Raw genomic sequence first — 25,425 nt, 5'->3', positions numbered from 1 at the left:
GGGGACGGGTAGGGGCGGCGGGGGCGAGGAAAGCCCTTGGTCCCGCCCCGGCGCCCGCGTCTGACCTCACTTCACTTCACTTCACTTCACCGGAAACGCCACGTCACACACCGCGTCCTCCGGCCCCGCCGCATCCCAGTCCGTGAAGTACACCTCCCGGCAGGGACCGTCGTACGACAACCCCCGCTCCCCGATCCACGCCTCGACGGCCTCGAACGCGGCGATGATCTGCGGATGAGCCACCTGAGCCTTGGTGATCCGCGCGTACGCGAGCCGTCGCGCCGGCTCCACCCGCACCCCGATCCCCGACGCCCGCCCCCGCTTCTCGGCCCACGCCCGCGCAGCGTCCTCGTCGGCGACCGGCACACACGACTCGGCGGGCCCGTCACTCTCCATGGTGACCTCGGCGTAATAGACGACGAAGGGCGAGCCGGTCGTCCCGCCGCACTCCCGCGCCCCGTCCTCCAGCCGCGTCAGCGAGGCCGGAATCCAGACCGGCAGCTCATCCGCCAGCGTGTGCCGCTTCTCCGTCAGCACCACCCGCTCCGGCACATCCACCGTCTCGACCACGAACTTCCCGTACATGTCGGTACTCCTCCCGGACAGCTTTCCACGGAGGTACTCGGCGAGCGTCCGCTGCGAAGCGAACCGGGCCTCGGCATCCGCCCAGTACGTGGCGAGGAGCACGGCGCCCTGCGCCGCCCCGGCCTCCACCACCTCGGCGATCCGCGCGAGCGGCATGTCGAGCTGCCGCAGCAGCGCGACCAGCCGGGCGCGCTCGACCTGGTCGGCGCGGTAGTAGCGGTATCCGCTGACCTCGTCGACATGGGCCGGAGCGAGCAGTCCGAGCCGGTCGTACAGCCGAAGCGCCTTCGGCGAGAGCCGCGCGCGGGCGGCGAACGCGCCGATCGTGAGCAGTTCCTGTCGCACGAGCCCATCCTCCGTCACCGGGCGCCTTCCGCCCGGTGACAAAGGACGCTGCTCCCTGTCCCAGGGGCAAGGTCAACCAACGGCTTTCACCAGGTCGGCCAACGGCTTTCAAGGGCGGAACCCGGAGTTACGCGAGCGCCTTCTCCACCGCCGCCACGACCTCCGCCGACTCCGGCTCGGTCTGCGGCGAGAACCGCGCCACCACGTCTCCGCCCGGCCCGATCAGGAACTTCTCGAAGTTCCAGCGGATGTCACCGGTGTGGCCCTCGCCGTCGGCGGTGTTCACCAGCCGCTGGTAGAGCTCGTGCCGCGCGTCCCCGTTGACCTCGACCTTCTCGGTCATCGGGAAGGTGACGCCGTAGGTCGCGGAGCAGAACTCGGCGATCTCCTCGGAGGTGCCGGGCTCCTGCCCCATGAACTGGTTGCAGGGCACACCGAGCACGGTGAAGCCCTGTCCCGCGTACTGCTCGTGCAGCCGCTCCAGCCCCGCGTACTGCGGGGTCAGCCCGCACTTGGAGGCCACGTTCACGATGAGCACGGTCTTGCCGCGGTACTGCCCGAGGTCCGCGGTGCCGCCCTGGAGGGAGTCGATCTGGACGTCGAGCACGGAACTGCTTGAACTGTCAGTAGTCATAAACGGATGCTAACTCCGCCTGATGTCGCCCCCGCCGCCGCCCGGCCACGTCCCCGTCCGCTCGGTAAGGTCGCGAGCGTGACCACAGCGAACACGATCAAGGGCATCTACGAGGTACTCGACGACCGCTTCGTCACCGGCCGCTGCACGAACGGCGACGGCAGGTTCGAGGTCCTCCACGGCGGCTCCCGCTGGGCCGAGGGCCCGCTGTACGTGCCCGCCTGGCGCCAGCTCATCTGGAGCGACATCCCCAACGACCGCATCCTGCGCTGGGACGAGCCCACCGGCACGGTCGGCGTCCTGCGCACCCCCGCGGGCAACAGCAACGGCAACACCCTGGACCGCGAAGGCCGCCTGATCAGCTGCGAGCAGGGCAACCGCCGGGTGACCCGGACGGAGCACGACGGATCGGTCACCGTCCTCGCCGACCGCTATGACGGCAAGCGGCTCAACAGCCCGAACGACGCGGTCGTACGGTCGGACGGTTCGGTCTGGTTCTCCGACCCGGACTTCGGGATCCTGAGCGACTACGAGGGCCACCGGGCCGAGTCGGAGATCGGCGCGTGCCACGTCTACCGCCTCGACCCGGGGACCGGCGAGGTACGGCTCGCCGCGGACGGCTTCGACGGGCCGAACGGCGTCGTCTTCTCGCCCGACGAACGGCAGCTGTACGTCTCCGACTCCCGTGCCGCGCGCATCCGCGTCTTCGATGTCCGCGACGACGGCACCCTCACGGACGGGAAAACGTTCGCGGAAGCAAAGAATGGTGTCCACTTCGACAACATCCGCTTCGACGACGAGGGCAGGCTGTGGGCGGCCGCCCTGGACGACGGGGTGCACTGCTACGACCCCGACGGCACCCTCATCGGCCGGCTCCTGGTCCCCGAGAGGGTCTCCAACCTCACCTTCGGCGGCCCCAGGAACAACCGCCTCTTCATCACGGCGTCCACGTCCTTGTACTCGCTGATGATGTCGGTGACCGGCGCCCCGCGCATCCAGCGGCACCGGTAGACCGGCACACCGGTGACCCGGGACACCCGCTCCTCCCGGCCTACTCCCGCTGGGCCTTCACGAGTACCCCCCCGGCGGCCGTACGGGAGTACAGCACCGACCGCCCGGCCCGCCCCCTCCGTACCAGCCGGGCGTCCAGCAGCACCTTAAGGTGGCGTCCGACCGAGCCGAGACCCTGCCCGGTCAGGGCCACCAACTGGGTCGTGCTCATGGGGGAGTCGAGGAGGACGAGGACCCCGGCGCGGGCGGATCCGAGCAGCGCGCCCAGGCTCTCCGGCACGGCCTCGGGGCCGGTGTCGGCGAGCACGCCCGAGCAGGGGTAGACGACGGCGTACCGGTCCGGCTCCTCCCACGCCACCCAGCCGTGCCGCTGCGGTGTGATCGGTACGAACACCAGCTCGGCGCCGGAGATCTCGCGTGGCGGGTACTCGTGGAGATTGATCTGCAGCCGGTTGTCGCCGAGCCAGCGCGTGCCCGGCCGCAGCGTGTCGAGGGCCGCCGCCCAGCCTCCCTGGCTCACCTGCGCGGTCCGGGCGACGACATCGGCCTCCAGGACGCGCCGTCGCCGGTCCCAGTAGGGGCGTACGGCCTCGGTCCAGACGTGGGTGAGCAGGTCGGCGGCGCGCTCCGGGAGGTCGTCGCGGTGCAGGGCGGCGGGCAGCGGCCTTGCGAGGGAGACGGTGAGATGGGCCCGCGCGTCCACGGCCGACGCCTCCCGCACCCGGGCGACCTCCTCCTCGAAGTCGGCCTCGCCGCGCGGCGTCGGCGTCAGGAAGTCGGCGATCCAGTGCCGCCCGAGCCCGGACCGTATGAGCAGCGCGGTGACGGGGTCACCCGCCAGCCGCCTCTTGTACGCGGGCAGATGGGCGTCGAGCCAGGCCCGCTCTCCGGGGTGCGCGGCCGTCCCCGCGTGCAACAGCTTGACGGCGGCGAAGGTCTCGGCGAGCGGGGAGAGTACGAAACGGGTGCGGGCGAGGGTGTCGGCGTTGATCTGCCACCAGCCCATCCGTATCTCCCGCCGCTTGTCTCCCGCCGGCCATGGCCCTGCGTGGTTTCGCTTCTCCGCGAAACAATAACGACCACGCCGGGCGCCATCCGAGACTCCGCGCATGCGCAGCTACTCCGACCTGTTCCGCACCCGGGAGTTCACCCCTCTCTTCCTGTCCTCCGCGCTCAACTCGGCGGCCTCGACGATCGCCGGCCTTGCCGTCGGGACGCTGGTGTACAGGGCGACGGACTCGCCGCTGCTGTCGGCGGTGAGCATGTTCGGGCCGCAGCTCGCCCAGGTGATCGGCGCGACCACCCTGCTGTCGGCGGCGGACCGGCTGGCGCCGCGCGCCACGATGACGGGCATCGCCCTGTCGTTCGCCGTCGGTACGGCGGTGATGGCGACGCCGGGCCTTCCGGTCTGGGGGCTGTTCCTCGTGATCTCCGTCCTCGGTCTTGTCTCGTCCCTCGGCGGCGGCGTCCGCTGGGGTCTGCTGAACGAGATCCTGTCCAAGGACGGCTATCTGCTGGGCCGTTCGGTCTTCAACATGGCGAACGGCCTCACGCAGATCACGGGTTACGCGACGGGTGGCGTCCTGGTGGCGGTGCTCTCGCCGAGGATCACGCTGGCGGGCGCGGCGGCCCTGTATCTCGCGGCGGCCCTGATCACCCGCTTCGGCATGACCCGCCGGGCGCCGAGGGCCACCGGCCGCCCCTCGATCGCGCAGACCTGGCGTACCAACGCGCTGCTGTGGTCCTCGCGCCCGCGCCGGACGACGTACCTGCTCCTGTGGATCCCGAACGGTCTGATCGTCGGCTGCGAGTCCCTGTACGTGTCCTACGCGCCGGACCGGGCGGGTCTGCTCTTCGCCTTCGCGGCGTTCGGCATGTTCGTGGGCGACGTGACGACGGGCCGTTTCCTCCCGCCCGCGGTCCGCGGTCGCCTGGGCATCCCGTTCCTGCTGCTCCTGGCGACGCCCTATCTGCTGTTCGCGCTGCGGCCGGGGGTGGCGGTGGCGGCGGGTGCGGTCGCCCTCGCCTCGGTCGGCTTCGGGGCGAGTCTGATCCAGCAGGAACGTCTGATGGCCCTGACCCCGGACGAGCTGAGCGGGCACGCCCTGGGGCTGCACTCCTCCGGCATGCTCACGATGCAGGGGGTGAGCGCGGCGCTGGCGGGGTCGGTCGCGCAACTCACCTCGCCCGGAACGGCGATGACGGTGATGGCGATCACATCGGTCGCCGCGACGCTCCTGATTTCGGGCCCCCGCCAACACCCGGAAGTGTCCACACCACAACAGAAGCAACCAGAAGTGAACGCCCTCTGAACGCCGAAAAGTTGTACGGCCGGAGCCACAACTCCCCTGCGGAGAACGCCGTCGAACGGGATGACCACACGCGCACAGACTCACGCGCGGACCTCATCGGCCCCCAGGGCCCCGTTGGGCCCATCGGGCCCCGTGGAGGAGAACCAACCATGTTCCGTCGCCGCATCACCGCTCTGCCGAAGGCGCTGGCGCTCGCCACCGCCGCCGTGGCCGTCACCCTCGCCGCCCCCGCGGCGCACGCCGCGCCCGCCAGGAGTGCGACCGCGGTCGTCGTCGGCCAGAAGCTGTTCTACACGGCGGCCGCCGGTCAGACGAACCACCTGTCCATCTCCTGGGCGCTCGGCGCGTTCGACCCGGATTCCCAGCTGAGCGACTTCATCTACACCTTCGACGACACCGTCAAGATCTCCCTCGGTGCGGGCTGCGTCCGCCCGGCCGGCGGCGACGACACCAAGGCCGTCTGTACGGTGACCGAGCCCAACACCTCGGCGTCCGACCTCGACTCCCTGATCGTCGACCTCGGCGACGGCAACGACACCGCGACGACCAGCAACACCAGCGGCGGGTACACGAGGATCTACGGCGGGCCGGGCAACGACACCCTGACCGGCCACGGCGTCGACGTCCTCTACGGCCAGGGCGGCAACGACCGTCTCTCCGGCGGCGGCGGGGTCTACGACGAGGGCGCGAACGGCGGCGCGGGCAACGACACCCTCGTCAACTGCAGCGCCGAGTGCCACGGTGGTGCGGGCAACGACAGCCTGTCGGGCACGAGCGGCGACAACGCGCTGTTCGGCGACGACGGCAACGACAAGCTGTACGGCAACGCGGGCCGCGACCTGCTCCAGGGCGGCCGTGGCAACGACACCCTGTACGGCGGCGCGGGCGACGACAAGCTGTACGGCAACAGCGGCAACGACGTTCTGCACGGAGGCGCCGGCAAGGACTTCCTGTCCGGCGGCCCGGGCCGCAACAAGACGTACCAGAACTGACCCGTTCGCGGGGTGGTCGGGCGGGCGTGAGGAACGCCGGCCCGACCGGCTCTCGGTCTCCCTGGGGCCGAGAGCCTGATCGTCCCCCTGAGGTTCAGGCCTTGCCTGTCCCGGACCCCTCGACGGCGCGCAGGGCCTCGATGACGCTGGTCACATGGGCACGGGCGGCCGCCTCGGCGCGCTGCGGATCACGCGCGGCGATGGCCTCGACGAGGGCGAGGTGTTCGCCCAGGGAGACCTGGGGGCGCCCCGACTGCAGGGCCAGCCGGAACTGGTGGCGGACGATCTGCGCGTTCAGGCGGGTGAGGAGTTCGGCGGCGGTGTCCTGGCCGGAGATGTCCCGGACGAAGTCGTGCAGTTGGCGGTTGAGCTCGGAGTACTTCAGGGGCTCGGCGGCCAGGACGGCGGCGCGCAACTGCTCGCCGAGTGCGAGGAGTTGTGTGATCTGTGCATCGGTGACCCGTTCGGCGGCCTTGGCCGCGCACAGCCCCTCGAGCACCATGCGGCACTCGTAGATCTCCACCGCCTCGCTCACGGACACGGTCCGGACCCGGGCCCCGCGATTGCGGATCCGCTCCACGAGGCCGTCGGCGGCGAGATCGACCAGCGCGGCCCGCACGCTGGCCCGCGTGACGTCGAACTGCTCGGCCAGCTCGGCCTCGACCAGGCGCTGCCCTGGCACCATGTCACCGGCGAGGATGGCCCCGCGCAGCGCGACGAGGGCCTGCTCCTTGGCCGCGGCGCCGCTGCCTTTGGCACTGCCGGTAGCTGGGGACACGTACGTACTCCTTCGGTCTCGAACTCCTGGAGCGCCTCGGGCTTCCTCGGGCTTCCTTGAGCTCTCCGCTCTCCTGGGAGATGGTTACCGACCGTAGGATGGGTACACAAAATCGTCAACAATCTGGGCCCCGACCGTGGGGATCCGGGCCCGGTGGCTGCTGGCATTCTGGGGGTGTGGTCGTGGAGCGGATGCGGATCCGCCGGGGAGGGGAGCGCGCCATGGACGGGGCGGAACGGGAACGGGTCGGTACGGGGCCGATCGGTCCCGAGCAGATGATCGCGGAGGCGCGGAAGGCGTTCTTCGTGATGTTCGGGTTTCTCGCGCTGGTCTGGCTGGCGCAGCTCGCGAACTTCGCCGACCACTACGCACTCTCGCGGGACTACGGAGTGGTGTCCGGCGACATCGGCACGCTGCCCAACATCCTCACCGCACCCTTCCTGCACTGGAACTGGGCGCACATCGAGAGCAACTCGGGACCGCTGTTCGTCTTCGGATTCCTCGCCGCCTACCGAGGGGTGGTCCGTTTCCTCGGGCTGAGCCTGCTCATCGTGGTGACCAGCGGCCTCACGGTCTGGTTCCTCGAGCAGGGCAACGTCGACACGGTCGGCGCCAGCGGCCTGATCTTCGGGTATTTCGGCTATGTCGTGGTGCGCGGGCTCTTCGACCGGCATCTGATCGACACGCTGATCGGTGTCGTCATGGCGGCCTCCTTCGCCTACATGCTCACCGTGGCGGTGCCCGGGACGCCGGGGGTGAGCTGGCTGGGACACCTCGGCGGCCTGATCGGCGGCCTGGTCGGGGCCTGGCTCTTCCGGGACCGACGCCCCCGGCCCGCCAAGGACACCCACTCCGGCGGCGGCACCGGCCCGACCACCCGCGGCGCCCTTCAGCCCCGCGCCGACAACCCGCGCGCCGACCTCCACAAGGAACTCGGCGACCTGGGCCTGCTCTAGAAGGCCCGCTCCAGCACCCACCGTCCGCCGGTTCCCTCCCGACCCCCGACCCCCGACCCCCGACCCCCGACCCCCGACTCCCGGCCCGCGGAGCCCGCCCTCGTTCGCGGTGCGCGCGGGCGTCGTTTCGAGCGCGGTCTGGAGCGGAACGAAGCCGTGGAGATCGTCTACGTATGCGTGGACGACGGTCTCCCCGGCGGTTTCCCGATCGGCCACGTCATCCGGACCGGCGCGTCCGGCGCGGGGTCCTGGTCCGCGTACGCCCGGGTTCGACCCGGCCGCGTCGTCGCCAACGACCAGGCCGCCACGAGTCTGTTGACCGTCGGGGAAGTCCACCGGGACCACGCCACGCATCTCGCCGCGCTCGACGAGCCCGAAGGCGTCACTCATCTCGGCAACGGCACGGTCCGCTTCACCAGCCCCGCCGTCGCCTGTCTGCGCAGCCTTCCGGAACGCCTCGACTGCCGCGTCGACGGCGAGAACCGGATCCGGCTCGCGGGCGAGTCGTACCCGCTGATCCGCGAGATTCCGCACGCTGCCGCCCCGGCCTCCCGTCGTGTGCGGCCTGGCTCACACCGATAGGCCCGTATCGCACGGTGGGCAGTGGGTACGCGCCATCCGTGGGCCTCGGCGGCGCCGTCATCCACCCTGAAGGGGATAAATACGGCAACCTTGCCATTTGACCGTCGGGCATGTGATCGGTGGCTTCCGCGGTCGGTCCGAAAGAGAAGGACGACCCTGGAACGGGGGACGCATGACCCAGGCGGACGATCGCAGGGGACTGGCCGGCGTGGCCACGAGACAGGGGCTCGAGGGAGCGGTCGCGGAGGAGGCGCCGTTGCCGCAGCCGGCCGCCGCGCCACGGGTGATCCCGGTCCGGCGGGGCGCCCGCGAGAACCGGCTCGCCGCGTTGGACGGGCTGCGATTCCTGGCGGCGCTGTCGGTGGTCCTCTTCCACTTCGTCGGCCAGACCCCCGGGGCGATGGTCGTCGTCTGGGGGCGCCCGTACCGGAGCACCTTTCCGGAGGCGCACGCCTACTTCGCCTTCGGACGGCTCGGCGTCGACCTGTTCTTTCTGATCAGCGGCTTTGTCATCTGCATGAGCGCGTGGGGGCGTACCCCGCGTGACTTCTTCATCTCACGCGTCACTCGTCTGTACCCGATGTACTGGATCGCGATCGTGGTGTCGGCCTGCGTCATCTACTTCGCCGACACCCCGTTCGGGCACCCCAACCCGCGGGTGCTCTTCGCGAACTTCACGATGTTGCAGACCCCGCTCGGTGTGTCCAACCTGGACCCGGTCTACTGGACGCTCTGGCCGGAACTCTGCTTCTACCTCACGTTCGCGGTCGTGGTGTGGAAGGGCCTCACCCACCAGCGGGTGGTGATCTTCTGCGGGTTGTGGACGGTCGCCGCGGTGCTGGCACCCAGCGCCCACATCCCGCTGCTCACGCTGATCGTGAACCCGACGTCCGCCCCGTACTTCATCGCGGGCATGGCCTTCTACCTCATGCACCGCTACCGGCCGACGCCGCTGCTGTGGGGGATCGTCGCCATGTCGTGGCTGCTGGCGCTGCACTTCCTGCTGGCACCCCACGGCGGTCGCGTCAACTGGGCCACGTGGGCGCCGTGGCGCGGCTGGCTGATCCTCGTGACCACGCTGTTCTTCCTGGTGATGGGCGCCATCGCGCTCGGCGGGACCCGCCGGATCCGCTGGCGCGGGCTGACCGTCGCGGGTGCGATGACCTTCCCGCTGTACCTGTTGCACGACACGGTCGGAATGACCGTCGCCCACCACTACGGCGACCGGATCGACCCCTCGGTGCTGGTCGTGGCCACGGTGACCGCTTTGATCGTCCTGTCGTACCTCGTGCACCGCTTCGTCGAGCGGCCCCTCGCGCTGGTCATGCGGCGCTCGCTGCACACTGCCGCGTTCGACCTGCAGCCGCCGACGCCGCGCTCGTGACGGGCGGTGGTACGACGGCGCCCCCGGGCTTCCGCCGCCCGGCTGCCCACCCGGCGGGTCCGCGCGCCGCGAAACGCGCTGGCCAAGCGGGCCGTTCGCGCCGCAGGTGCTGTTTGGGTAAAGGGTTCGGCATCGACAGTTCAATGGTCTTGTCCTGTGCATGTCTCACTCGATGAGATGCACGGAGACCACTCCGTGCAACTCAGGACCACCCAGGGGGATTCATGCACATATCCCGTACCGGGCGCGGCGTCGCGGCCTCCACGGCCGCCACCGCCGCCCTCGCCGTCGCCGCGCTGGCGACCGCTCCGCTGGCCGGCGTCACCACCGCCGCGCCTGCCGCCGTACCGCACACCAAGGCCGTCCCGGCCCTCGCCGGGCACACCCTGGTCCGCGACGTGGCCAGCCCGCTCTCCAGTGAGCAGTGCCAGGCCAAGTGGCACATCGCCTGTTACAACCCGCTCCAGTACCGCACCGCGTACGACCTCAACGCGCTGTACCGGAAGGGCATCACGGGCAAGGGGCGCACCATCGTCATCGTCGACTCGTACGGCTCCCCGACCGTCCAGCACGATCTCGACGTCTACAGCAAGCAGTTCGGCCTGCGCAGCACCAAGGTCAACGTGGTCAAATGGGGCAAGGTTCCCGTCTTCGATCCCAAGAACGCCGACATGACCGGCTGGGCGGGGGAGACCACCCTGGACGTCGAGATGGCGCACGCCGTGGCTCCCGACGCCAAGATCGTCCTGGTGGAGACGGCGGTCGCGGAGACCGAGGGCACCACCGGTCTGCCGGAGATGATGGACGCAGAGAAGCACCTGATCGACCGTGGCGTCGGCGATGTCATCAGCCAGAGCTTCGGCGCCACCGAGGACACCTTCCCCGGTTTCGACAAGGGCGACTTCTCCAGCATCAAGAAGCTGCGCTACGCCTTCGAGGACGCGAACCGCAAGCACGTGACCGTCCTCGCCTCCTCGGGTGACGGCGGCGCCACGGACCTGAAGGCGGACGGCAAGACCTACTACGACAAGCGCGTCAACTCCTGGCCCTCCTCGGACCCGTTGGTCACCTCCATCGGTGGCACCCAGCTCCACCTGAACGACAAGGGTCAGCGCGTCAAGCCCGACAGCGTCTACAACGACTACGGCTCGGGCGGCGGCGGCCAGTCCCACGTCTTCTCCCGCCCGGCCTTCCAGAACGGCGTGAAGAACGTCGTCGGCGCCCGCCGCGGCACCCCGGACGTGTCGCTGGCCGCCGCGGTCAACGGCGGTGCCTGGATCTACTCCAGCTACGACCCGACCGCCACCGGCTGGGACGTCACCGGCGGTACCAGTGAGGCCAGCCCGCTCTTCTCGGGCATCGTCGCCCTCGCCGACCAGGCGGCCGGCCACCGGGTGGGCAACATCAACGAGGCGCTGTACGCCCTGTCCAAGCGTTCCGCCCATCACGACAAGAGCGCCGGCGTCGTCGACGTCAACGACGGTACGAACAACAGCTACGAAGGCGTCACCGGCTACAAGGCCGTCAACGGCTACGACATGGCCACCGGCGTGGGCACCGTCGACGCCCTCCGCTTCGTGTCCGCCCTCGCCCGAGCGAGCCACCGCGGCTGAATCGCCCCTGCGCGTCGGCCACTGAGAGTTGCCCCTGAGACGGCCCGGGTTCCACGCCCGGGCCGTCCGTCTGTCTATCTGCAGAAATCAAGTCGGCGGATCAAGGCTGAGAGGATCGAATCGACCAGGAGTTCTTGGGCGGCACCACCCGTACAGTGCTGGATGTCGCCGCACAGCTGGGGCTTCGCGTCCTCGTGGTCGGCGGCGCCGACGCCTTGCGCGGTCCCGACGACCCCGATCTGCCGGTCGCCGACAACCACGCGTACGTTCCCGCCGACCTGAAGGCCGTCGCCGCTGCCGGGACGGCTCAGTCGCGGACCTGCCAGGCCCATGCCGATGCCGACCGGGTCCACCTGAGCCCGCCGGCCCTGCTCGAGCCCGGTGAACGAACCGGCCGCTGTCGGCGTGGCACCGACACGCTGCTCACCAGCGCCGACCGGCGATCGTGGATCAGCGCCGAGGACCTGGCCGTCGCCGTGATCGACGAACTCGACACCCCTGGCCCCGAACGCCTCATCACGGTCGTCCACCACGACGAACGCCCGTCGGCATGAGCCGGTCGACGGGCGGGTCGGTGCTCCCCGCCGTGCCCTCGCCCGTGCTCACTCGACCCCTGAGCGCGTGGTCCAGGAATGGCGGGCTCCCCGGTCATGAAGTAAGGGCGCCATGGGCCTGATCGCCAGTTCCTCTCCCTCCCTGCCGCTGACCTGGTGGCTCAGGAGCGCGTCCACTCGGCGATGGTCGGCGGATCGGAGACACCGACGGTGTCACTGCGTCGCGTGTCATCCGTATGCCGCAACGGAAACAGACTCACCCATCCGGCCGACCTGGCGTGCCGTCGGCTGACGTGCCGGGAAGCCTAGGATCCGCCACTAGAGAGAGGGGCGTCGCACCCCTGTCTGGCATCGGCGAGCCCACGTCATGACCGGAAGGAGACGGGATGCTGCACCGCGCAGGCAGGACCTCCTGGAAGCGCTTCGCCACCGTTCTCGCCCCGAGTGTCATGGCCGCCGCCGCGCTCGGCGTCGGCATGGCCCAAGGAGCGCTGGCCGCGTCGTTCCTCATCTCCGGCCAGAAGTTCCAGGTGGCCCTGGACACCCTGGACGTCCGTGGTCTGAGCATCTACGGCATGGTGGACGTGACCAGGAAGGGCGCCCTGGTGCCGGTCGTGGTCACCGGGGCCAGCCGTGCGGAGATCAGCGGGCTGTGCCAGTCCGTGGTGGTTTCGATCCCGGTGCTGGGCCCGTACACGCTGAGGATCACCGGCGGCGACCGCAGGCGGGTCGAGGCGAAGAACTTGTTCCTCGACGCGACATCCTTGTCGAGCACGCAGGCGAATTTCGACGACCTCGACATCGGTGTGGCGGCGGGAGCGGTCAGCAAGGGCCCGATCAATCGGGGGGACAGGAACTCCCGGTTCTTCGATCCCGACGGCGTCGCTCAACAGGCGGATTCGGCCTTCCTGACCAACGTGCACTTCACCACGGTCGCAGTCTCGGCCGCCACGTTCAACGTCCCGGACCTCGAGGTGCGGCTCAGACAGGGCCACCACGAGTGCTTCTGACCCGGCGTCACGAAACACGCACCCTTCGCACCCGCTCGCCCCGTACTCCCGCCCGCCGAACATCACGGAAGCCCACGTGTTCCTCGAACGATTCGGCAGGCGCCGGAACTTGCGCGTCGCCGCCACCGCCACCGCCGCCCGACGAGGATTCAGGACCTGGCGGCACGAACGCCCCTTCTGGGCAGGCCTGTTCACCCTCGCGGCGGGTGTGCCCATCCTCTACCTTCCGTACGCGCACCTGAAGTTCAGCGCCATCCCCCTGGCACTGTCGACCTCGGCCGGCGCGGGGTCGCTGATCATCGGAGTTCTCCTCGTGGCCCTGGCCATCTCCCTCTGGTTCCACCAGCAGGCGCGCGTATTCGCAGGGATCGCGGTCATTCTGCTCGCCCTCGTCTCGTTTCCCGTCGCCAATTTCGGGGGCCTCCTCATCGGGTTGATCTCCGGCCTGATCGGCGGATCCCTGGCCTGCGCCTGGATCCCTCCGACGGGCGCCGCCGCGTCGCAGCCCGCAGCGAACTCTGCGTCAACGACCATCCCCGCGGGTGAGGACCACGGTGGCAAGTGATGAGCTGACCGGCTGTGCGGCAAGCGGGCCGGAGTCCGATCCCTGCCGTCCGGGCCGTGCGGTGAGCAACCGCCTGGCCGGTCAACTGCTGTGGCCCCTCGCCTGCGCGCTGGCCGTCGCCGGTCTGCCCCTGGTCCTGCACCTCGCCACACCGGCGGCCTCGAAGGCGTTGCTCGCCCCCGGCGGCATCCGCACGTCCAAGGCACCAGCGGATGCCGGTACGCCGGCTGCCCGACTGCCGGGCCGTCCGGCGAACACCCCCTGGGTGCTGCGCGCCGACAGACTCGTACTCCACGGCAGTGCCTTCCGCGGCGTGGTCACCGTCCGGACCGCGGCCGGGTCCCAGCGGATGCTGAAGTTCACCGCACGGTCGCTGGACTTCGGCGACCTCGACCTGACGGCGGGCCGTGGCCGCGCGGCGGTGCGTCTGCGGACCAGGCCCGCGACCACATCCACGCTCAAGGGCAAGGACGTGGTGACCCTGTACACCCAGAAGCTGTCCGGCACGCTCGTCGGACTGGGCGGCGCTCCGCTCCCGGCGGACCGCAGCGTCACCGTCACCCCCGACGCGCTGCCCCCGTGGCTCTCCCACCCCGCTGTTCCCACCCGCACCATCACCTTCGAGAAGGTGACCGTTTCACAGGTCGCCCAGCTCGGCGGCGACATGTCCCTCGCCGGGCCGGTCCTCAGCGCGAGGCCATGAGTCGGGCCGTACCCCTGTCCGGCGATCCCGCCGACGGACCCCTTCCAGCGGGGTCCACCACTTGGTGGACCCGAAGTTCAACCTGTCGAGGCTGTCGGCACGAACCCCCCGCCGACCAGCATGAACGGCATGAAGAATCTCCCCGTTCGCATGGCTCGTTGGGTACCGGCCAGGCACCGGCCGACCAGCCGGCCGCGCCGCGGGCAGCTGACAGGATTCGTGTGATCGTGGTGGACGACCACACCGTGATGCGGGCGGGAGTCGTCGCCCTCCTGGCGTCCGAGCCCGGGATCGCCATCGTCGGCGAGGCGGGCAACGGCAGGGAGGCCGTCGAACTCGTCCAGACCCTCGCACCCGACCTGGCCCTCGTCGACCTGCGTATGCCTGTCCTTGACGGCGTCGCCGCGACCGCGGAGATCGTCGCCGGCAGCACATCGACCCGGGTGCTGATCCTCACTACCTACGACACGGACGTGGAGATCGAGCGCGCCGTCGAGGCCGGAGCCATCGGCTACCTCCTCAAGGACACCACGCGCGAGCAACTGGTCGACGCCATCAGATCCGCGGCCCGCGGCGAGACCGTTCTGGCCCCGAAGGTGGCCGAACGCCTGGTCGCCCGCATGCGCCGCCCGGCCCCCGTGGCGCTGACCGGCCGAGAACTGGACGTCCTGAACGCGGTGGCCGACGGTCTCTCCAACGCCGACATCGGCAAACGCCTGGTCATCGGCGAGGCGACGGTGAAGACCCACCTCCTGCGCGTCTTCGCCAAACTGGACGTCAGCGACCGTACCCACGCGGTGGTCGTGGCCCTGGAACGCGGACTGCTCGTACGCCCGGACCGGGAGGCGCCCTGAGGGGCTGCTCTCCAGGAGAATGGTGCGACGCTCCACCCCGCCGACGTCACACGGCGGTACATCGAACGGTACGAGGAGAGACTCCTCGATCACCATCACGGCCCACGCCTATTCGATGATGACAATGATCTGCATCGGAATTTCCTGTGGCGCGGTCCTGAGCCTCACGCGATCCTGAGGAATTTCATATCCAGGAAAACCAGCCGGAGAGCCTCACGTCATGCCACGGAACCTCGTAGCTTGACAGCTCGACATCGGTGATTGGCCTGGTCAAGCGCGCATACGCGCTGGTGACCGCCGACGCCCTACGCCGCCGCCGCGTCTATCGGGTCCGCCGCGATCCGTCAAGTCACGTGTTCCCCTGACACGAAATCCAGGGGCATGACGCAATTCGATTGCCGGGGCCTAATGGAGACACGGCTCACAGAGAGCAAGTGGCCCGCCCCCATCGTCGAAAAAGTCCTGGGGATGCGATTTACGGGCCACGTTTCCTCTTATTCGCACAAGAAAGGATGTGGCAGTAATGTCTCCCACTTCCGCTCATCCCCTATGCGTCGAAGCGACCCTGGATCCCCGCCTGACCCGTTGGAAGTGGCTGGTGAAGTGGATCCTCGCCTTCCCGCACTACATCGCCCTTCTCGTCCTGTGGATCGTGTTCCTGCTGCTGAGCATCGTCGCGTTCTTCAGCATCCTCATCACCGGCAGATACCCCCGACCGCTCTTCGATTTCAATGTCGGCGTCCTACGCTGGAACACGCGAGTCAATTACTACGCCTCCGCAGTGCTCGGCACCGACAAGTATCCGCCGTTCACCCTCAAAGACGTGCCCGACTACCCGATCCGCGTCGATGTCACCTATCCCAAGCGACTGTCCCGCGGCCTGGTGCTGGTCAAGTGGCTGCTGGTCATACCGCAGTTGCTGGTGATCGCGGTATTGACAACCAGCGGATCGAGCGCGTACAGGCACCTCGAACAGTACAGTCCGCTCGGCTCCGGGCTCATCGGCCTGCTCTCTCTCGTCGCGGTGGTGATCCTGATGTTCACGGGGAGCTACCCGCGTGGTCTGTTCGACCTCCTCGTGGGCCTGCTGCGCTGGACGCTGAGGGTGCTCGTCTACGCGTACCTCATGACCGACAAGTACCCGCCGTTCCGGCTGGACATGGGAGGCAGCGAGCCCATGGCAGCAGCGACACAGTCGGCGGGCGGCGGGTAGGGACCTCCGCCGCCGGCCGAGTGCGGGACGGTCTGGGCGGACCGTCCCGCAAGCGTGTGGCCGCGCCCGTTGGATGTTCGGCGGGCAGAGGGGCACGAACGCCGACGAGGTGCGAGGCGGCCCTTGCCGTCACAGGGGTACAAGGTGACTTCGCCGTCGGACCGGGCCACGATCATGTCGCTGCGGCGGTGGCCCGTGCAGTCGCCCGAGGCCGGCAGCTTCGCGTGCTGCCACAGCGCCGCTCCTCCAGGGAGCTTCGCCTGGATGCCCTGGTACGGGGGCGGGTCGGACGGAGGCTCCCGGTTGGCTATGGCGTCGGCGAGGAGGTTGGCGGCGTCGGAACCGAACGCCGGGGCGTAGCTGATGTAGTCGACGTCCGCGTCGTTTCCCCCGCCGTTGTATCCACCGAGGTTGCCGATGACATGGCCGGAGCGTGCGTCGTCCTGGTAGTCGGTGATCCACGGGCTGCCGGAAACGCCACCGCAGTGGCCGCCACCGTCCGCCCACCCTTCGCTGCCCGTTCGCCGGCGGAGGGCATCGGCTTCTAGGCGGTCGCCGGGGCCCTGGTCTCCAGGGCCCCGGCGGCGCCTGCCGTGAGCTCGGTGGCGGTCCATCGCGCGCTGGAGACCGTGTTGGACTCCGGCCCCTGTCCGCCGCACGCGTCACACCCGAAGGGTCTGGCGGGTGAGGGCCGCTTGGGTCGTGTCTCTGTTTGACATCGCTGCGACGCCTCCACCATGCTTGTATTAATTCATTAGTGGAAGTGCACTGAGCGCACTGTGGTCATGGAAGGTGACGTGGTCGAGTACCGGATCGACCGGGGCAGCGGCGTACCGGCCTACGTGCAGATCGTCGAGCAGACCGAACGGGCGCTCCGGATGGGCACGTTGAAGGTCGGGGACAAGTTGCCCACGGCCAGGGAGGTGGTGGCGGTGACCGCCATCAACCCCAACACCGTGCTGCGGGCCTACCGCGACATGGAGCAGGCCGGCCTGGTCGAACTGCGCCGCGGGCTGGGGACCTTCGTGACGCGGTCGCTCGCCCGGCCCGGCGCGGAGGACGACTCGCCCCTGCGCGCGGAGCTCACCGACTGGACGGCACGCGCAAGGGCGGCGGGACTCGAACGGGCCGACATCCTCGCCCTGGTCACCGCCACCCTGGACGCGTACGACAACGAGCAACACCGCCGCACCCCGGGCGACCGGGAACGGAAAGAGGAGGACGCATGACCGGGCCTGACGCGTCGGCCGCGCTGTGCGCCACGGGACTCGGATTCCGGTACCGGGCGCGGGGCGGCTGGGCCCTGCGGGACTGCGAGTTCACGGTGCCCGGGGGTCGTGTCACCGCCCTCGTCGGACGCAACGGCGCCGGCAAGAGCACCCTGCTGCACCTGGCCGCCGGCCTGCTGCGGCCCCGCGCCGGGGAGATACGGGTACTGGACGCCGCCGTACCGGGTACGCCCGAGACCCGCGCCCGGGTCGCGCTGCTCACCCAGGACAAACCGCTCTACCCCCGCTTCACCGTGGCGGACACCCTGCTGATGGGCGAGAAGCTGAACTCCTCGTGGGACCAGGCCGTCGCCGAGGGGACCGTCCGCGAGGGCGGTATCGCACTCTCCGCCCGCGTCGGTGAACTGTCCCCCGGACACCGCACCCGTGTCGCGCTCGCCCTGGCGCTCGGCAAACGGCCCGACCTCTTGCTGCTCGACGAGCCGATGGCCGACCTCGACCCCGTGGCGCGCGGTGAGATCATGGCCGCGCTGATGGCCGAGGCCGCCGAGCACGGGACGAGCATCGTGCTGTCCTCGCACGTCCTGCCCGAACTGGAGCAGACCTGCGACCGGGTACTGCTGCTGCGGGACGGCCGCGTCGAGCTGAGCGAGGACGCCGAGGCGTTGCGTGAGAGCCACGCCGTACTGACCGGGCACGCCGACCAGGCCGACACCCTGGCCGCACGGCACACCGTCGTACACCGCCGGGCCGGTGGCAGACAGATGACCGCCCTGGTACGGCAGCACGGACCACTGGTCGGCGACTGGCACGTCGACCGGCCCAGCCTGGAGGACATCCTGATCGGCTACCTGCACGCCGGGGACACGGTGCGCCCGGCCGGCGCGGTGCGGACGGAGGCGGCGGCATGAAGAACTCCCTCCGCACCGGTCCCCTCCGCACCGGTCCCCGCCGTGTCGCTCCCGTCCGTGTCGCTCCCGTCCGTGTCGGTTCGCTCCGGAGCGGTGCCCTCTGGCTCGCGTGGCGTCAGCAGCGTGTGCTGGTCGGCATCGGCGCAGCCGTCCTGGCCGCCGCCGTGGCGATCGCCGCGTACTACCGCTCGGGCATGCTGGACGCCCTGCACAGCGGACTGTTCGACCACTGCGGCACCGGACCGTTGTACTGCTCGCGCACCGACACCGGCCAGCCGCTGGTGCTGGACATCGCCCCGCTGCAGTACCTGGGGATGTTGAACATCGCCCTGCCCGTCCTGATCGGAGTCTTCTGGGGCGCCCCGCTGCTGAGCCGCGACCGGGAACTGGGCACGCACCGCATGGTCCTCGCCCAGGGCATAAGCCGCGGCCAGTGGTTCGCCTCCCGGTTCGGCCTCGCCGCGGCGACCACGGTGATCCTCTCCGGCCTGCTGGCGGGAGTGTTCACATGGTGGTGGCGGCCCGCTGCCGACCGCAGCTACGGCCTGTTCTGGTACGACAGCACAGCCTTGAGCGGCTCGGGCCCGCGCGTCGTCGCAGCCGCACTCTTCGGGCTGGCGGCCGGCACGCTGCTGGGTCTGCTGGCCCGCCGGGTCCTGGCCACTATGGGCCTGGCCCTCCTGGTGACCGGGGTGATGACCCTTCTGCTGGAGTGGACGCACAGGACGCGCCTGCTGGTGTCGCCGCACACGTACGTGAGCGCCGGCATCGTTCCCAAGGCGCCCATGGGTGACAAGTGGTCGACCGGCCACTACGGCCTGATCACCGCCTCGGGCCGTCACGACGACGTGTTGAAGTGCCCTTTCCCCTCGGGCGCCGACCTCAGGGAGTGCATGGCCCAGCACGGATACGTCGCCCGTTTCTACGAGGCCAACCCGGCCGGTGACTACTGGACCTTCCAGTGGACCGACACCGCCGTTCTCGGCGGCCTCGCTCTCCTGTTCACGGCCGCCACCATGCTGCTCCTGCGCCGCCGCGTCTGACAGCGGCACGTCACCGCTCGGTCTTGCCCCCATCAGGGGCCCCGCGATCCGGGCCTCGTCTCGATTCTCTTCTCGATCCCCTTCCCGATCCCCTTCTCGGCGACCCCCTTCGCAGGGGTCCCCTCAGCACGGAGGTCACTTCGCCATGCCCGCCGACGCCAAGTCACCGAAGGAACCGCGCGACAGCCGCGCCGGCCTCACCCACCGGATCGGCCATGCCCTGTGCCACCCCGAGGGCCGCCAGGAAGCGAGGTGACCGCCGGGATGTGGACACTTCCTCGTCGTACGCGACGTCCGGTCCCGGGACACGGTGAGCCGAGGGGGTCCGTCGACTCGGGTGGACCGCAGAGCGGGCAGGCGCGTCTGGCCGCGATAGACGGGCTCCGCCTGGTAGCGGCGGTGATGGTGGCCGCCTATCACTTTCTGGGAACACCCACCCCGCACTTCTGGGGAAAGACCGAGATCAGGGATTTCGCCCCGTTCCTGCACGAGATCAGCCGCTACGGCTGGCTCGGCGTCGAGTTCTTCTTCGTCATCAGCGGATTCGTCATCTGCATGAGCTGCTGGGGGCGGACTCCCGCACAGTTCGCTGTCTCCCGGATATCGCGGCTCTTCCCTGCCTACTGGTGCGCGGTGCTCCTGGTCGTCGTGGTTGTCCTGGTCGCACGGATGGGCCACTGGCCTGCCGCCACGCACATCGACCCTCGTACAGTCCTGGGAAACCTGACGATGGTTCCGGGGCCACTGGGACTCAACCTGGTCAGCGGAGTCAGCTGGACCCTTTGGGTGGAGGCTCGCTTCTACCTGCTGATGGCCGTACTGCTCATCTCCGGACTGTCCTATCGGCGGATGGTGGCTTTCTGCGGAGCCTGGCTCCTGGCCGGCGTCATCGCCCTTGAACTTCACTCGTCACTGCTCAACGAATTCGTGCTGACCCGGTACACCGGCCTCTTCGTCGCCGGGATCGTTCTCTACCTCATGCACAGGTTCGGACAGAACCTCCTGCTGTGGCTCCTGCTGGGCTTCGCCTGGTGCTACGAACTCACCGTGCTCGAATTCCGGGTGGCCGACCATGCCACCACGTCCCCCGGCGAGGGCCAGCCCTCCTGGGCCGTGTGCGCGGCCGTCATCACCGTCTGTCTCGGGCTGCTGGCACTCGCAGGTCTCGGACGGTTGGCGGGACTGCAATGGCGTTGGCTGGTCACCGCAGGGGGGCTCACCTACCCCTTCTACCTCGTCCACCAAAGCATCGGAATTCCCTTGGCCAAGGGCTTGATCCAGGCAGTTCCGGGGTTGGGACCGTTGCCTTCGATGGCGGTGTCCGTCATCTGCATGCTGGGTCTGGCCGCGCTCATCCACACATGGGTGGAGCGCCGACTCGGACGCTTCCTGAGGCATCGCCTGACGCTCGACGTGCGCCTGCGAGACCTCGCGGCGAAGCCGGCTCTCGCCCGTACGCGATAGCGCGAGGTAAGAACGTCCCGCCGTTCAACCGGGTGCCCTCTCTGGCCACGCACGGGCCGAGAGCAACCTGAGCGCCGTGAAGGCCATCCCCATCCATACATACCGCAGCAACAATCCGACTCAGGGAAATGTCTCGCATGCCCTTCAACATACGAATACGGCGGCCTCGCATAGTCATCGCTGTCGCCACAGCAGTGGCCGCCGCCGTGGCCGTCGCGCTGATCGTGGCTCTGACGGTCACGAGCTACGATCACACCTCGCCGCGCGCCGCCCGCGACAAGGCATCGGGAACGGTGGCCGGGAACGTCGACTGCCGCAAGGCGAAGTGTGTGGCCCTCACCTTCGACGGCGGCCCCAGCCTGACGACCCCCAAGCTGCTGGACATCCTGAAACAGGATGATTTGCACGCGACGTTCTTCGTGCAGGGCAAGGGCCACATCGAGAAGTACCCCAAGATCCTGCGTCGTATCTCGGACGAGGGGCACGAAATCGGCAATCACACGTGGTACCACGAGGTTCTGACGGATATCAGCGAGGCCGACGCCCGTCGGGAGCTGACCCGGACGCAGGACGCCATCGAGAAGGTCACCGGTACGAAGCCCATCCTGATGCGCCCGCCGGAGGGCCGCACCAACCGCAAGGTGGCCAAGATCTGCCAGGACCTGGGGCTGGCGCAGGTGTTGTGGAGCGTCACGGCGAAGGACTACGAGACGACCGACTCGGCCCTGATCACCAAGCGGGTGCTCGACCAGACTCACCGCGACGGCATCATCCTGCTGCACGACCTGCACAAAGGGACCGTGCCCGCCGTCCCGGGAATCATCAAGGCGCTCAAGCAGCGCGGCTACACCATCGTCACGGTGTCGCAGCTGCTCGCCCCTGCCAAGCCCCAGCCGGGGATGGTCTACCGGCCCTGAACAACCGCGGTCCTCGAGACCCGGGGAGGGAGCCACCGGCCCTGGACGGCTACGGCCGGCAGGGTCGGGCAGGGTCGGGCAGGGCCCCAGGCTCACCGATCCTCCCGCCAGGCCCGGTCCATCGCGTTGGCTGCCGCTTGTTCAGCGAGTTGCTCGATCTCCCGGGCATCTCCCGTTCGTCGAGCACGAACAGCCGGCCGCCGACGAGGTGGGTGGTCGTCTTCCAGCCGAGACGGCGACCCGCCTCTCGCGCGGCACGCCGGACGTCCTTCAGCTCGCCCATCTCCTCAAGATCGTCGACGCTCAGGATCAGCCGGCCGTGGTAGCCCCGGTAATCGGGGCTTGAGGGCGGCCCGCATCAGCGACTCAAGCCGGTCGACCAGCTTCTCGTACCGGCGTCGGGCCGGCTCGTTCTCGGCAGGTCTCTCGTATCTCGCGACAGGTCCTCACCCTCTGCCCGCAGCCGCATGCGTGCCGCGAGGAGGAAGGCCCTCCCGTCCGCCGGACAGAAGGGCCTCTGACCGGGTGCTTCGTTGACCGGGCCCCGGCGTTCAGTGCTCATGGCCCTTCTCCTCGTTCGTGGACGATCCGGCCGGCCTCGTCCGGAGTGAGGTCGAGCTGGGTGTTGCTCGGCGGGGTGGGCCAGGGCGAGGCGGTGGTGGCCGTACTCGTCGGGCAGCCGGGGGTAGTGAGCGGGGCGGGTCCGCCGCCGTACGGCCCGGCGGCCAGGAATTGCTTGCCGGTGAAAGGGAGTTGCCTGAGTCGCCGAGTTCATGGGTGGTGTAGTCGGTGACCAGTCCGTGCGGGGTGAATCGGGGACCCTTTTTCATCGCGCCCGCTCGGCCGCCGGCCCGTTCCTCCAGGTTCGTCGTCGACGCGCCGGGCACGGACTTCTTCCACCCACGCGGCGGCGATCGGCTCGACCGCGTTCGGCACGCCCGCTGATCGTCGAGAACCCCGAGCAAGCCTGTCGGCAGACCACCTCCTTCGACTCAGACGACCAAGTTCGGGTCAAGTTCGGGTCATGTTTCTGATGTGACGGCAGCCCCGGAATGTCACCCTCGATTCACCGACGGCTGATGGTCTGGCGTCCGTCGGCACCCGCAGCGACACGAGAACCCAGGAGCCAACTCCATGCACAGACCGTCCCGTCGTCACCTCACGATCAGCACCGCCGTGGTCACCGCCATCGCGGCCGCAGTGGCCGTCACCTCCGTCGCCGGAGCGTCCGACACCAAGGAGCAGGCCGAGCACGCGGTCAAGGGCGGGAAGGCGAAGAACGTCATCCTGCTGATCGGCGACGGCATGGGCGACTCGGAGATCACCCTCGCCCGCGACTACACCGTGGGCGCCAACGGCCGCCTGAACATGGACAAGTTCCCGCTGACGGGTGCGTACACGACGTACGCGGTGCACGCGGACGGCACCCCGGACTACGTGACCGACTCGGCGGCGAGCGGCACCGGCTGGGCGACCGGCGTCAAGACCGTCAACGGGCGGATCTCCAAGACGCCGGGTACCGACAACGCCGTACGGACGATCCTGGAGCTGGCGCAGAAGAGCGGCTACGCCACCGGCAACGTCACCACCGCCGAGCTGACCGACGCGACCCCGGCGGTCCTCGACTCGCACGTCACCGACCGCTCCTGCCAGGGCCCGGCCGACATGGCCAAGTGCCCGACGGACGCGATCGCGGCCGGCGGCCCGGGCTCGATCGCCGAACAGTCCGTCAACCACAAGGTGGACGTGCTCTTCGGCGGCGGCAAGCAGCGGTTCGACCAGAAGGTCACCGACGGCAAGTACAAGGGCCTGACGGTCGCCGAGCAGGCGCAGAAGGTCGGCTACCAGGTCGTCACCGACGACGCGTCGATGAAGGCGGCCAAGGCGGGCAAGCCGGTGCTCGGCCTGTTCGCCACCGGCAACGTGCCGGTGGAGTGGACCGGCAAGGCCGCCGCTGTCGGCGGCACCGACCCGCAGCGGTGTGTGACCTCCAACCCGAACCGGCCGTCGAACACGCCGAGCCTTGCCGACTCCGCCACCAAGGCGATCCAGCTCCTCGAGGCCAAGCAGAAGCACTCCAAGAAGGGCTTCTTCCTGCAGATCGAGGGCGCCTCGATCGACAAGCAGGACCACGCGGCCGACCCGTGCGGGCAGATCGGCGAGACCGCGGCCTTCGACCGCGCGGTGAAGGTGGCCCGGGCGTACGCGGCCAAGCACCCCGACACGCTCGTGGTGACCACCGCCGACCACGGCCACACCAGCCAGATCGTCCCGCTGGAGGCCACCCCGCCCGGCCTGTCCTCCACGCTCGTGACCAACGAGGGACAGCAGCTGAAGGTCAACTACTCGACCAACACGCCGGGCCAGTCCCAGGAGCACACCGGCACCGAGGTGCGGATCGCGGCGCAGGGTCCGCAGGCGTACCGGGTGCTGGGTGTCACGAACCAGACGGACCTCTTCACGACGATCCGTGAGGCGCTGCGTCTGCGCTGACCGGGCGCGGGAATGTTCTGAGGCGAGGGGAGACCGGCCGCCACCGGTCTCCCCTTCCCCTTTTGTTCGGGCCTTCTTCCCCTTATTGTTCGGGCCCTTTGTTCAGGCTGCGGCGAGCTGCGGCTCCCTTCGCACGGTCAGGCGTCCGCCGCGGTCGAGTGCGGCGACGGAGGCCGCGCAGGCCAGCCCAGTCGCGGTGAGAGCGCACCAGGTCAGCCAGAGAGCGTGGTGCCGCGTCGCGAAGTCCCAGAGGTGGGGCGATCCGGGGCACCAACATGTTCGAGGGTGTCCTGATCTGCCTGGTGCTGTCGGTGGCCAAGGGGGGGCGCGGGAGACCTCGCACGTCCACATCGATGTCGACACCGTCGGCGAGGGGGCGGTACGGGTGCGCATCCGCGGGCACGCGACCTTCCCGCGCCTGCCGCACATCCTCGACCCCCTGGAGCAGGTGCCCGCCGACCGGCCCGTCGAGCTGAACCTCGCCGGGCTGTGCCACCTCGACCACGCCTGCATGAGCGCCCTGCAGAACTGGGCCGACCGGCACAACGCACACACCGTCCAGCCCGAGCGCACCCGCGCCCGGGCATGAGGACAGGCCCGTGGGGCGGCCGCCCCACGGGCTCGCGGTGACATACGGGGTGAACAGCCCTTGGCGTTCACCCGTACCCCTTGTCGTACGCCTGTCCGCCACTGCGGGCAGCTCAACGCGGATACGCGGAGACGGAGAGGCACGTGCTTCAGCAGCAGCCACGCGGACGTGGCGGACGTACCGGACGCACTCTGACCACTTCCCGCCTGGTGCGCGGCGCCGCGCTGGTCGGTGGCCTGACCCTGCTCCCCCTGGCCACGGCGTGCAGCGGAGGTGAGGACGACGCCGCTGCGGAGCGCAAGCGGGCGAAGGCGTCCGTGACGGCCGCTCCCGCGGCCGGGGTCGTGGCACCCGCGAAGGTCGAGGTGATTGCCAACCTGACCGGCTGCAAGCCCAAGATCCGCATCAACGCGGAGGAACTGCGCCAGGGCGTATGCCACACGAAGAAGGTCGACTACCTCATCACCACCTTCCCCGAGGACCGGTACAAGGAGCTCTGGCTGGACAGCGCCAGTGGATACGGGGGCAAGTACCTCGTCGGCACCCGCTGGATCGTCAGTGCCCAGCCCGAACTGCTCGAGGGGTTCCGCTCCAAACTCGGGGGAACCATCAGGCAGTTGAGGGGCTACGGCCCCACCGCGGCCCCGAGCACGTCGTAGCGTCCGGCACCGCCTTCACCTGCCGCGTG

Annotated in this window: 24 protein-coding genes and 1 pseudogene; 21 read left to right on the top strand and 4 right to left on the bottom strand. The window is 69.5% G+C overall.

Annotated elements, in window-relative coordinates; all coding sequences use genetic code 11:
• Positions 1 to 81 precede the first annotated feature (81 nt).
• Complete coding sequence (locus ACIRA5_RS09885; RefSeq protein ID WP_403689183.1) at positions 82 to 930, bottom strand: MerR family transcriptional regulator; 849 nt, start codon at positions 928 to 930, stop codon at positions 82 to 84.
• A gap of 127 nt (positions 931 to 1,057) precedes the next feature.
• Positions 1,058 to 1,564, bottom strand: coding sequence for a glutathione peroxidase (locus ACIRA5_RS09880; protein WP_403689181.1), 507 nt, complete (start codon positions 1,562 to 1,564; stop codon positions 1,058 to 1,060).
• 78 nt (positions 1,565 to 1,642) lie between these two features.
• Between ACIRA5_RS09880 and ACIRA5_RS09875 the strand changes: the two genes are divergently transcribed.
• Complete coding sequence (locus ACIRA5_RS09875) at positions 1,643 to 2,575, top strand: SMP-30/gluconolactonase/LRE family protein (protein WP_403689179.1); 933 nt, start codon at positions 1,643 to 1,645, stop codon at positions 2,573 to 2,575.
• A gap of 40 nt (positions 2,576 to 2,615) precedes the next feature.
• On the opposite strand, the gene ACIRA5_RS09870 is transcribed toward ACIRA5_RS09875, so the two are convergent.
• Positions 2,616 to 3,581 carry an ArsR family transcriptional regulator gene (locus ACIRA5_RS09870; RefSeq protein ID WP_403689176.1) on the bottom strand — a complete coding sequence of 322 codons (966 nt, stop codon included), beginning with the start codon at positions 3,579 to 3,581 and terminating at the stop codon, positions 2,616 to 2,618.
• A 103-nt stretch (positions 3,582 to 3,684) separates the two neighbouring features.
• On the opposite strand from ACIRA5_RS09870, the gene ACIRA5_RS09865 reads away from it, so the two are divergent.
• Both ACIRA5_RS09865 and ACIRA5_RS09860 read left to right on the top strand, forming a co-directional pair.
• On the top strand, positions 3,685 to 4,887 hold the full coding sequence (locus ACIRA5_RS09865; RefSeq protein ID WP_403689175.1) for an MFS transporter: 1,203 nt from the start codon (positions 3,685 to 3,687) through the stop codon (positions 4,885 to 4,887).
• A gap of 149 nt (positions 4,888 to 5,036) precedes the next feature.
• Positions 5,037 to 5,879: a calcium-binding protein gene (locus ACIRA5_RS09860; protein WP_403689174.1), complete on the top strand. Its 843-nt coding sequence runs from the start codon at positions 5,037 to 5,039 to the stop codon at positions 5,877 to 5,879.
• Between the two features lie 94 nt (positions 5,880 to 5,973).
• On the opposite strand, the gene ACIRA5_RS09855 is transcribed toward ACIRA5_RS09860, so the two are convergent.
• A complete protein-coding gene (locus ACIRA5_RS09855) occupies positions 5,974 to 6,657 on the bottom strand; it encodes a GntR family transcriptional regulator (RefSeq protein ID WP_403689171.1) in 684 nt (227 codons plus the stop codon).
• A gap of 221 nt (positions 6,658 to 6,878) precedes the next feature.
• On the opposite strand from ACIRA5_RS09855, the gene ACIRA5_RS09850 reads away from it, so the two are divergent.
• The 18 genes and pseudogenes from ACIRA5_RS09850 (at position 6,879) to ACIRA5_RS09765 (ending at position 25,396) form a co-directional block, all read left to right on the top strand.
• Positions 6,879 to 7,613, top strand: coding sequence for a rhomboid family intramembrane serine protease (locus ACIRA5_RS09850; RefSeq protein WP_403689168.1), 735 nt, complete (start codon positions 6,879 to 6,881; stop codon positions 7,611 to 7,613).
• 156 nt (positions 7,614 to 7,769) lie between these two features.
• Positions 7,770 to 8,195, top strand: coding sequence for a hypothetical protein (locus ACIRA5_RS09845; protein ID WP_403689166.1), 426 nt, complete (start codon positions 7,770 to 7,772; stop codon positions 8,193 to 8,195).
• Positions 8,196 to 8,367: 172 nt separating this feature from the next.
• The gene (locus tag ACIRA5_RS09840) at positions 8,368 to 9,579 is read left to right on the top strand and encodes an acyltransferase family protein (RefSeq protein ID WP_403689164.1); all 1,212 of its coding nucleotides are present in this window, start codon (positions 8,368 to 8,370) and stop codon (positions 9,577 to 9,579) included.
• Between the two features lie 224 nt (positions 9,580 to 9,803).
• Positions 9,804 to 11,192, top strand: a complete 1,389-nt coding sequence (locus tag ACIRA5_RS09835) for a S8 family serine peptidase (RefSeq protein ID WP_403689162.1) — start codon at positions 9,804 to 9,806, stop codon at positions 11,190 to 11,192.
• Positions 11,193 to 11,311: 119 nt separating this feature from the next.
• A pseudogene (locus ACIRA5_RS09830) lies at positions 11,312 to 11,746 on the top strand (hypothetical protein); the annotation flags it as partial.
• A gap of 386 nt (positions 11,747 to 12,132) precedes the next feature.
• The gene (locus ACIRA5_RS09825) at positions 12,133 to 12,756 is read left to right on the top strand and encodes a DUF6230 family protein (protein WP_403689161.1); all 624 of its coding nucleotides are present in this window, start codon (positions 12,133 to 12,135) and stop codon (positions 12,754 to 12,756) included.
• Between the two features lie 76 nt (positions 12,757 to 12,832).
• The gene (locus tag ACIRA5_RS09820; RefSeq protein ID WP_403689158.1) at positions 12,833 to 13,321 is read left to right on the top strand and encodes a DUF6114 domain-containing protein; all 489 of its coding nucleotides are present in this window, start codon (positions 12,833 to 12,835) and stop codon (positions 13,319 to 13,321) included.
• A 61-nt stretch (positions 13,322 to 13,382) separates the two neighbouring features.
• Entirely contained in the window at positions 13,383 to 14,024 is a 642-nt protein-coding gene (locus ACIRA5_RS09815; protein ID WP_403689157.1) for a hypothetical protein, read from the top strand.
• 224 nt (positions 14,025 to 14,248) lie between these two features.
• Entirely contained in the window at positions 14,249 to 14,878 is a 630-nt protein-coding gene (locus ACIRA5_RS09810) for a response regulator (protein ID WP_403689749.1), read from the top strand.
• Positions 14,879 to 15,401: 523 nt separating this feature from the next.
• A complete protein-coding gene (locus ACIRA5_RS09805) occupies positions 15,402 to 16,091 on the top strand; it encodes a DUF4389 domain-containing protein (RefSeq protein ID WP_403689154.1) in 690 nt (229 codons plus the stop codon).
• A gap of 785 nt (positions 16,092 to 16,876) precedes the next feature.
• Positions 16,877 to 17,320 carry a GntR family transcriptional regulator gene (locus tag ACIRA5_RS09800; protein WP_403689151.1) on the top strand — a complete coding sequence of 148 codons (444 nt, stop codon included), beginning with the start codon at positions 16,877 to 16,879 and terminating at the stop codon, positions 17,318 to 17,320.
• Positions 17,317 to 18,231 carry an ATP-binding cassette domain-containing protein gene (locus tag ACIRA5_RS09795; protein WP_403689150.1) on the top strand — a complete coding sequence of 305 codons (915 nt, stop codon included), beginning with the start codon at positions 17,317 to 17,319 and terminating at the stop codon, positions 18,229 to 18,231. The genes ACIRA5_RS09800 and ACIRA5_RS09795 overlap by 4 nt, the downstream gene beginning before the upstream one ends.
• Positions 18,228 to 19,274: a transporter gene (locus tag ACIRA5_RS09790; protein WP_403689148.1), complete on the top strand. Its 1,047-nt coding sequence runs from the start codon at positions 18,228 to 18,230 to the stop codon at positions 19,272 to 19,274. Before ACIRA5_RS09795 ends, ACIRA5_RS09790 begins: the two co-directional genes overlap by 4 nt.
• Positions 19,275 to 19,538: 264 nt before the next feature.
• Positions 19,539 to 20,738 carry an acyltransferase family protein gene (locus tag ACIRA5_RS09785; protein WP_403689145.1) on the top strand — a complete coding sequence of 400 codons (1,200 nt, stop codon included), beginning with the start codon at positions 19,539 to 19,541 and terminating at the stop codon, positions 20,736 to 20,738.
• A 137-nt stretch (positions 20,739 to 20,875) separates the two neighbouring features.
• The gene (locus tag ACIRA5_RS09780; RefSeq protein ID WP_403689143.1) at positions 20,876 to 21,655 is read left to right on the top strand and encodes a polysaccharide deacetylase family protein; all 780 of its coding nucleotides are present in this window, start codon (positions 20,876 to 20,878) and stop codon (positions 21,653 to 21,655) included.
• A gap of 1,134 nt (positions 21,656 to 22,789) precedes the next feature.
• Positions 22,790 to 24,148, top strand: a complete 1,359-nt coding sequence (locus tag ACIRA5_RS09775; RefSeq protein ID WP_403689140.1) for an alkaline phosphatase — start codon at positions 22,790 to 22,792, stop codon at positions 24,146 to 24,148.
• A 385-nt stretch (positions 24,149 to 24,533) separates the two neighbouring features.
• Positions 24,534 to 24,737 carry a hypothetical protein gene (locus ACIRA5_RS09770; RefSeq protein ID WP_403689138.1) on the top strand — a complete coding sequence of 68 codons (204 nt, stop codon included), beginning with the start codon at positions 24,534 to 24,536 and terminating at the stop codon, positions 24,735 to 24,737.
• Positions 24,738 to 24,880: 143 nt separating this feature from the next.
• Positions 24,881 to 25,396: a hypothetical protein gene (locus tag ACIRA5_RS09765; RefSeq protein WP_403689136.1), complete on the top strand. Its 516-nt coding sequence runs from the start codon at positions 24,881 to 24,883 to the stop codon at positions 25,394 to 25,396.
• Positions 25,397 to 25,425 lie beyond the last annotated feature (29 nt).

Source organism: Streptomyces sp. NPDC096311, assembly GCF_044763085.1.
GTDB lineage: Bacteria > Actinomycetota > Actinomycetes > Streptomycetales > Streptomycetaceae > Streptomyces.
Note: the sequence above shows the minus strand (reverse complement) of the source record. Positions and strands in the feature narration are given on the sequence as shown.

Bases quoted from the DNA above. Each gene is read 5' to 3' on its own strand.
- ACIRA5_RS09880 (WP_403689181.1), bottom strand. From the start codon at position 1,564: ATGACTACTGACAGTTCAAGCAGTTCCGTGCTCGACGTCCAGATCGAC.
- ACIRA5_RS09870 (WP_403689176.1), bottom strand. From the start codon at position 3,581: ATGGGCTGGTGGCAGATCAACGCCGACACCCTCGCCCGCACCCGTTTC.
- ACIRA5_RS09865 (WP_403689175.1), top strand. From the start codon at position 3,685: ATGCGCAGCTACTCCGACCTGTTCCGCACCCGGGAGTTCACCCCTCTC.
- ACIRA5_RS09860 (WP_403689174.1), top strand. From the start codon at position 5,037: ATGTTCCGTCGCCGCATCACCGCTCTGCCGAAGGCGCTGGCGCTCGCC.
- ACIRA5_RS09850 (WP_403689168.1), top strand. From the start codon at position 6,879: ATGGACGGGGCGGAACGGGAACGGGTCGGTACGGGGCCGATCGGTCCC.
- ACIRA5_RS09840 (WP_403689164.1), top strand. From the start codon at position 8,368: ATGACCCAGGCGGACGATCGCAGGGGACTGGCCGGCGTGGCCACGAGA.
- ACIRA5_RS09835 (WP_403689162.1), top strand. From the start codon at position 9,804: ATGCACATATCCCGTACCGGGCGCGGCGTCGCGGCCTCCACGGCCGCC.
- ACIRA5_RS09825 (WP_403689161.1), top strand. From the start codon at position 12,133: ATGCTGCACCGCGCAGGCAGGACCTCCTGGAAGCGCTTCGCCACCGTT.
- ACIRA5_RS09805 (WP_403689154.1), top strand. From the start codon at position 15,402: ATGTCTCCCACTTCCGCTCATCCCCTATGCGTCGAAGCGACCCTGGAT.
- ACIRA5_RS09800 (WP_403689151.1), top strand. From the start codon at position 16,877: ATGGAAGGTGACGTGGTCGAGTACCGGATCGACCGGGGCAGCGGCGTA.
- ACIRA5_RS09795 (WP_403689150.1), top strand. From the start codon at position 17,317: ATGACCGGGCCTGACGCGTCGGCCGCGCTGTGCGCCACGGGACTCGGA.
- ACIRA5_RS09790 (WP_403689148.1), top strand. From the start codon at position 18,228: ATGAAGAACTCCCTCCGCACCGGTCCCCTCCGCACCGGTCCCCGCCGT.
- ACIRA5_RS09785 (WP_403689145.1), top strand. From the start codon at position 19,539: ATGTGGACACTTCCTCGTCGTACGCGACGTCCGGTCCCGGGACACGGT.
- ACIRA5_RS09780 (WP_403689143.1), top strand. From the start codon at position 20,876: ATGCCCTTCAACATACGAATACGGCGGCCTCGCATAGTCATCGCTGTC.
- ACIRA5_RS09775 (WP_403689140.1), top strand. From the start codon at position 22,790: ATGCACAGACCGTCCCGTCGTCACCTCACGATCAGCACCGCCGTGGTC.